The sequence below is a fragment of the Leifsonia sp. YAF41 genome, from assembly GCF_052113185.1.
Lineage (GTDB): Bacteria > Actinomycetota > Actinomycetes > Actinomycetales > Microbacteriaceae > Cryobacterium.
This window is the reverse complement of sequence record NZ_JBFRCS010000016.1, coordinates 206329-212328: the sequence shown is the minus strand read 5'-3', so window position 1 is coordinate 212328 and position 6000 is coordinate 206329. Positions and strand designations below refer to the sequence as shown.

Below are 6000 nucleotides of genomic sequence, written 5' to 3'. Positions count from 1 at the left end.
GCCGAGTGGGCGCACCGGGTCTTCGTCAGCGAGATCGGCGCGCTGCTGCGGGTGCCGCAGCCGAGCGCGTCCCGGCTGATCGACGACAGTCAGACTCTCGTGCGCGAACTGCCCGGCACCCGGGCCGCGTTGGAGGCCGGGACGATCAGCTACCGGCATGCCCAAGTGATCCTCGACCAGGCTAAGACCCTGCCCGCCGAGGTGCGGGCCGCGTTCGAGGAGGCGGTGTTGCCGCACGCATTCCGGCTGCCGGCCGGTCAGCTGCGCCGGAAAGCGGTCGCGTTGCGGGAACGCCTGCACCCCGACTCCATCCGCGCCCGGAAACGGGCGGTCACGGCGGAGCGGCGGCTGGCGTTCGAGGCGGCGCCCGACGGGATGGCCTGGTTGAACCTGTTCGGGCCGGCCGCCGACGTGCTGGCCGCGTTCACCCGGGTCGACGAGATCGCCCGCAGGCGGCAGCATCCGACCGACCCGCGCACCCTCGCTCAGCTGCGCGCCGATGTCGCCGTCGAACTCCTGCACGACGGGGAACTGTTCGAGCCGGGCGAACTGACCGCTGAACTGCAGGGCCTCCTCGAGGACGCCCGCGCCGACGCCGGGAAGCCCGTCCGGTCCACGCGGCGCCGGAGGCCGGGCCGCGGCATCCGGCCGACCGTGATCGTGACCGTGCCGGTGTTCACCCTGATGGGTCTCAGTGACGAACCGGCCACCCTTGACGGGTACGGCCCGATCGACGCCGACACCGCGCGTGAACTCTGTGCGAAGGCGCCGTCGTTCCTCCGGTTGCTGGTGCACCCCGAGACCGGCGTGCCGCTCTCTCTTGGAACTGAGCACTACCGGGTGCCCGAAGATTTGAAAATCTGGTTGCACACCCGCGACGGCACCTGCCGGGGCGTGAACTGCGGCCAACCCGCCGCGACCAGCGAGATCGACCACACCATTGCCCGCGCTTTCGGCGGACCGACAGACGCCGTCAATCTCGCCCACCTCTGCACACCCTGCCACCGGCTCAAGCACGCCAGCACCTGGCATCCGGTTCAGCAAGGCGACGGCGTCATTGCCTGGACCTCACCCACCGGCCGCGTCTACACCACCCGGCCCGCGCTCGATCTGCCCGGCACCAGCCTGCCCGACCCAAGGATGCCCAGCACCAGCCCGCCCGGGGTCGGGTCTACCGACACAGTCCCATCGACCCACGATCTCATAGACGCGCAACCGCTCCGTGAATCACAGACCGCGCCGCACCTCGAGATTGAACCGCCGCCGTTCTGACGCCGACGCGCTTCAGCAGCTCAGCTTCAGGAGCTCAGCACATCCGCATTACCGAGGCGATCGCCACATGGTCGTCACGACCGCACCCGTCGACGCGATGAACTCGCCGCGGCGCTCGAATCCCACGCTGGCGTATCTGGCGTCGTTCGCCGGATTCGATGACTCCAGATAAGCCGATGCTCCGAGCACGTCGATCCGCGCCAGGTTTTCACGGAGCAGATTCATTCCGAGCCCTTGTCCGCGATGCGCACTATGCGTCGCCAGCAGACTCAGGTAGTAGTGGGAATCATCGGGACGGACATCCTCGAATTGCTCGACGAGACGCTCGATCCCGGCGGCAGCCGGCTCCCCGACCAAGTGGTTCAGAAACTCTTCGAAGCCAGCCGATTCTTCGTCAGTCAGCTCGGTGCTCCCCGGCGGCAACCACACCGCCGCCGACTCCACCTGGTCAGTGACCAAGGTCCAGGGGTATCGCAACGCAGAACCGGCCAGGTAGCGCCAGAACTGCCGCATCTGCGTCTCGCGTCGTGCCTCATCCGGAAACATCGGCGCCCAGAGCGGGTCGGCCAGGAATGCCGTCGACACCGTCGACACGAGTGCCTCGAGATCGCGATCCGTGGCGACCCGCACGGGAGTGAACCCTTCCAGCTTCTGCATGACATCAGGCTACGGCCCTTTGTTCTCCGCAGGGCGGAGCTGAGACTCGACATGCGGTGCTTCGCAGACGAAGAAAGCCGGGCGCTGAATCAGCGCCCGGCTTTCGGAATGTACCGGTGAGAGGGATTCGCCCCGATCAGCTCAGCTGATCATCACCCGTGATCAGCTGTTGTCGGCGACGAACTTCTCGAATGCCGCAGCGTCAGTCAACGAGCCGGTGAAGGGCTTGCCGTTGACCAACGTGGTCGGTGTGCCCTCAATGGCCTTCACGTCCGAGCCAGGAATAGGACCGGCCAGTGCCGCGTCGTTCACGCTCTGAATCCAGGACGTGTAGGTACCGTTCGCCACGCAATCGGCGACGCTCATCGCCCCCACGCTGACAGCGATCTCACCCAGCTGCTCATTGGTCAGCCCCTCCGAGTTCTCCTTCGGCTGCTCAGCGAAGAGCGCGGTGAAATAGGCCAGAGTCTTTGACTCGTCCTGAGCCGCAACGCATGTCAACGCCGAGCCGGCGCGAGAGGAGTAGTCGGTTCCCTGCGAGAACCGGTTCAAGAAGTTCATCGGGTGCAACCGCAACGTGATCGCTCCGGTGTCGACCTGGTCGGTCAAGAACGCACCGTTTGTCTTGTCGAACACACCGCAAATCGGGCACATCGGGTCAAAGTACAGGTCGACGACGGTCGCCCCGGTGCCGACCTTGAGGTAGCCCTCATCGAAGAACGCAGCACCCTCGACTCCGGTGGGGATGGGCGGCGGTGTCGCCGTTGATGACCCGCCTGAGCCCCCGCCCGCACTCGGCTCCGGCGCGCATCCTGCAACCCCGAGGGTGACGAATGCGGTGATCGCCATTGCGGTCACCAGGGTGCTGAAACGGCGGGAGGTCAGGGTGCTGCGAGCCATCGTGATGCTTTCGTGTTGAGGTGAACCGGCTGGATCAGCCGATTGTTTCGAACGGGTTAGGCGGAGGGTGCCGTCTGAGCGATGCGCCCGAGCAGGCCATTCACGAAACCGGCTGAGTCGTTCGTCGACAGCACCTTGGCTGCTTCGACGGCCTCATCGATGGCCACGGCGTGCGGAACGGCATCGTTGAAGAGAATCTCCCAGATGCCGATGCGCAGAATCGCCCGGTCGATCATGGGCATGCGTGACAGCGTCCAGCCCTGCGAGTACGTCTCGATGAGTTCATCGATTTCTTCGCGGTGGTCGACAACGCCATCGACGATCTCGCGCGCATACAGCCACGAGGCCAGACGATCGGGCTCGCTCGCTGCACGCACCGCCTCAGCGGCGAGAGCATCCTCAATCGTGGTCTGACGAACGTCAGCAGAGTAGAGAATGTCGATGGCGCGCTTGCGCGCCTTGGTACGAGCGCTCACTAGTTGACGCGGCTCAGGTAGTCACCGGTACGGGTGTCCACCTTGACCTTGGTGCCGATGTCGAGGAACAGCGGAACCTGAATCTGGTAGCCGGTCTCGACGGTCGCCGGCTTGGTGCCACCGGTCGAGCGGTCGCCCTGCAGGCCGGGCTCGGTGTAGGTGATCTCCAGAACGACGGATGCCGGCAATTCGACGTAGAGCGGGTTTCCGTCGTGCAGCGCGATGGTGACGGCCTGGTTCTCGAGCATGAAGTTCGCGGAGTCGCCCACGACGACGGCCGGAACGTGAAGCTGGTCGTAGTCAGAGACATCCATGAACACGTACGAGTCGCCATCGGCGTAGAGGTACTGGAAGTCGCGACGGTCGACGTTCTCGGTCTCGATCTTCGCACCGGCGTTGTAGGTGCGGTCGACGGTCTTGCCGCTGACGACGTTCTTCAGCTTGGTGCGCACGAAAGCGCCACCCTTGCCCGGCTTGACGTGCTGGAACTCGATGACGGTCCAAAGCTGGCCGTCGATCTTCAGTACAACGCCATTTTTGATATCGGCGGTAGATGCCATGGAGGGATGATCCTTCGATTGGGAAAGTGGTGGCCGGAGAGGGCCTCAAACGAGTGTAGTTGCCGCAGCCGCCTGAGCCAAAGAGAGCGGTTAGGCGCGGTGCGTCAAAAAGTTGAGCGCGAGACGGTACGAATCGAAGCCGAAACCGGCGATCACACCGGTCGCGACGGCACTGACCACACTCGTGTGGCGGAAGGTGTCGCGGGCGTGCGGGTTGGAGATGTGCACCTCGATCAGCGGCACCCCGGCCTTCGTGACCAGCGCAACGGCATCCCGCAGCGCGTAGCTGTAATGGGTGAACGCCGCCGGGTTCAGGATGACAGGGCTGCCCGTGTCGACCGCCTCGTAGAGCCAGTGGATGAGCTCGGCTTCGTCATCACTCTGGCGCAGGTCAATGGTGTCGGTCGGGCCGGTCTCTGCTTGCAACATCGTGCGCAAATCGTCAAGGTTGGCCGAGCCGTAGACATCAGGCTCACGACTGCCGAGCCGGCCGAGGTTCGGTCCGTTGAGAACGAGAATTGTGCGCATTCTCTCAGCCTAGAGCAGTGCGGATGCCCGCCGACGGAGCCGGAGAGTCGCACTGTTGGGTGTGCGGAGTCGTTCAGTGCACGATGCGGTAGGTCAGATGGGTGACGAGCTCCGAGCTGCTCACCGCCACCTGTTCTAAGGCGAGATCGCTGACGCCGTCGAACAGTCGCTCGCCGGCGCCGAGCAGAATCGGTGCCAGGTGCAGGCGAAGCACGTCGATCTGGCCGGCCTTGAGATACTGGCGCACCGTGTCGGCGCCACCGGCGACAGCCACGTTGCGCGGTCCGGCCGCGACGCGCGCCTGCTCCAACGCTGAATCGATGCCGTCGGTGACGAAGTAGAACGTGGTGCCGCCCTGCATCTCCACCGGAGGGCGCGGATGATTCGTGAGCACGAAAACGGGGGCGTGATAGGGCGGGTCTGCTCCCCACCACCCGGTCCAGTCATCAACCCATTCGCCCCGGATCGGGCCGAACATGTTGCGCCCCATCACGAAGGCACCGGCGTCGACGATGGCGGCGATCGCGTCGGCGTTCTCGTCTGGCTCCTCGAACATCCACCGGTGCAGGAGTTCACCGCCTTTACCGAGCGGATCCTCGAGGCTCTGATTCGGCCCCGCCACGAATCCGTCGAGCGAGATCCCGATATCGCAGGTCACTGTCGTCATCGTCGTCTCCTCCACCGGTTGCCGCCGCGACACATCCAAGCATCGTTCGCCTGGTTGCGCGAGGGCTGGGGCGGCGCTTAGCCGGGCGCCTACGCCTTCCGTCTCCCCCGCTGCTTCACTGTCGCGGTTGGCTCGTTCGGCCCGTTCTCGCCATCCGTCGCCCCATCGAGGCCCGGTCGCTCCGCGCCGCGGGCCGGGCGCCCACCACGCAGCAGCCACACCCCGACCATCACCCACCAGACCGGAACGATCAGCCATCCGCCTCCAGCGGCGAAGACTCCGAATCCGAGAATAAGCAATTGGGCGATGTGGAGCGGGGGAAGCAGCAATCCGAGGGTGCCGAACACGAGTCCGACCATCACGGCCAGGCCGATCAGCCAGCCGAACGTGCTCACTCCGCGAGGCAGCAGCTGCCGGCGGTGCATCTGGCGATTGAACCAGAACAGCCACACGCCCTGCAGGAACAGCACCAGAATCGAAACTGCGACGGAGATTGTGTATGACACGACATGTGCGACCAGCAGAATCCCCGAGCCGGCGCCGACAATCAGCAGAACGGCGAGTACCGGCGTGAGCACCTTTTCGCCCGCTGACGGCCCCGCGAAGTGACTCAGGTGCATGATCAGAGCAGCCGTCAGCGCATTGGTGACCGCCGTCAGCACCTCGTAGCCGGCACCGAAGACATACGGCCCGTCGTACGGCACCTCCGTGGCAAACATGACCAGGAGCATCACGCTCGCAATCAGTCCCAGAATGGCGACCGCAAATGCGACCCACGCCATCTGTGCATCACGCGTCACGCTGGCCATGTGTTACTCCTGATCTGATTCCCCACCGATTCCTTCCTCCCTCGACGATACGCCGATCCGAGGGGGCTGAGCTGCACCGAGCGGTCCCGGGCGCCCTCCTCCCGACCACATGCACTCTTACCAACGGTGCT

General features: G+C 65.0%; 8 protein-coding genes. 1 reads left to right on the top strand and 7 read right to left on the bottom strand.

Annotated elements, in window-relative coordinates; all coding sequences use genetic code 11:
- On the top strand, positions 1–1272 hold a 1272-nt coding region (locus AB4Y63_RS17795), incomplete at its 5' end, for a DUF222 domain-containing protein (protein WP_441792394.1).
- Positions 1273–1320: 48 nt separating this feature from the next.
- Here AB4Y63_RS17795 and AB4Y63_RS17790 read toward each other — a convergent pair.
- The 7 genes from AB4Y63_RS17790 to AB4Y63_RS17760 form a co-directional block, all read right to left on the bottom strand.
- Complete coding sequence (locus tag AB4Y63_RS17790) at positions 1321–1929, bottom strand: GNAT family N-acetyltransferase (protein ID WP_441792393.1); 609 nt, start codon at positions 1927–1929, stop codon at positions 1321–1323.
- Between the two features lie 162 nt (positions 1930–2091).
- Complete coding sequence (locus tag AB4Y63_RS17785; protein ID WP_441792392.1) at positions 2092–2829, bottom strand: DsbA family protein; 738 nt, start codon at positions 2827–2829, stop codon at positions 2092–2094.
- 56 nt (positions 2830–2885) lie between these two features.
- Positions 2886–3305: a transcription antitermination factor NusB gene (gene nusB, locus AB4Y63_RS17780; protein WP_441792391.1), complete on the bottom strand. Its 420-nt coding sequence runs from the start codon at positions 3303–3305 to the stop codon at positions 2886–2888.
- Positions 3305–3865 (bottom strand): elongation factor P, encoded by a 561-nt coding sequence (gene efp, locus AB4Y63_RS17775; RefSeq protein ID WP_345062454.1) that lies wholly within the window; start codon positions 3863–3865, stop codon positions 3305–3307. The genes nusB and efp overlap by 1 nt, the downstream gene beginning before the upstream one ends.
- Positions 3866–3955: 90 nt before the next feature.
- Positions 3956–4393: a type II 3-dehydroquinate dehydratase gene (locus AB4Y63_RS17770; RefSeq protein WP_441792390.1), complete on the bottom strand. Its 438-nt coding sequence runs from the start codon at positions 4391–4393 to the stop codon at positions 3956–3958.
- 73 nt (positions 4394–4466) lie between these two features.
- Positions 4467–5060: a dihydrofolate reductase family protein gene (locus AB4Y63_RS17765; RefSeq protein WP_441792389.1), complete on the bottom strand. Its 594-nt coding sequence runs from the start codon at positions 5058–5060 to the stop codon at positions 4467–4469.
- 89 nt (positions 5061–5149) lie between these two features.
- Complete coding sequence (locus AB4Y63_RS17760) at positions 5150–5869, bottom strand: hypothetical protein (protein ID WP_441792388.1); 720 nt, start codon at positions 5867–5869, stop codon at positions 5150–5152.
- Positions 5870–6000: the final 131 nt, after the last annotated feature.